Source organism: Actinomadura sp. CNU-125, from assembly GCF_001942465.1.
Lineage (GTDB): Bacteria > Actinomycetota > Actinomycetes > Streptosporangiales > Streptosporangiaceae > Spirillospora.
In genome coordinates, this window is sequence record NZ_MKJY01000557.1 from 1 (window position 1) to 1017 (window position 1017).

Here is a 1017-nt window from a genome sequence, read left to right on the forward strand (position 1 = left end):
CCGGGCCCGCGCACGCGGCGGCCCCCTCGCCGCCGCGACGGCGCGCGGGCGCGCGCCGATGCTGCTGGGCGTCACCGCGCACGACGAGGCCGACCTCGCCGAACGGGAGCGGGAGGCCGGGCGCGCGCTCGGCGCCGTCCGCGTGTTCCGCCGGTGGGGCGAGCCGGTCGTCGACGACTTCGTCCGGTCGCGGGCCCGCTCGCACGTCTTCTTCGTCTCGGTGAAGGCGCGGAAGCCGGACGGCACGAAGATGCGGTGGGCCGACATCGCCTCGGCACCCCGGGGAAGCGCCATCGACGACGAGATCCGGCGGCAGGCGCGCGCGCTGAAGGAACTCCCCGGCACCGTGTGGTTCACCTTCAACCACGAGCCCGACAACAGCGCGTCCAAGGGCATGGGACGGCCCCGCGAGTACGTGGACGCCTGGCGGCGCGTGGTGTCGGTGTTCCGCGAGGAGGGCGCGCGCAACGTCAAGTACGTGTGGACGATGACCGACGCCGCGTTCGGCCGCGACGCGTCCCGCTACTACCCCGGCGACGACCAGGTGGACGCGATCGGCGTGGACGCCTACAACTGGTTCACCTGCCGGGGACGCGACGAGGGCTGGCGGCCGCTCGGCGAGCTGATCGAGCGGCACCGCAGGTTCGGCGAGAAGCATCCCGCCGAGCAGCTCATGATCCTGGAGACCGGGACGGTCGAGGACCCGGCCGACGCGGGCCGCAAGGCCCGCTGGATGGCCGAGGCCACCGCGCTGTTCCGCCAGCCGAAGTACCACCGGTACACGGCGCTGCTGCACTGGGACGCCCGGCACACGCGCCCCGAGGGCCCGACGTGCGAGTGGGACTACCGCAGCTCGGAGACGTCCCTGGGGGGCTGGCGGACGATGGCGGCGGCGCCGGTGTTCGCCGCGAGCGTCCCCTGCCCGCCGAACTGCCGGGAGGAGGACGCCCGCGGCGACACGCTCGGGCCGCTGCTGGCCGCGCCGGGGGCGCCGGGGTCCTGGCCGCCCTGGGGGCC

Annotated in this window: 1 protein-coding gene; it reads left to right on the top strand. The window is 75.5% G+C overall.

Translation table 11 applies throughout. From position 1 onward, the window contains the following. The coding region (locus tag BJF79_RS40950) for a glycoside hydrolase family 26 protein (protein WP_262403335.1) at positions 1-1017 on the top strand (1017 nt) is incomplete at both ends.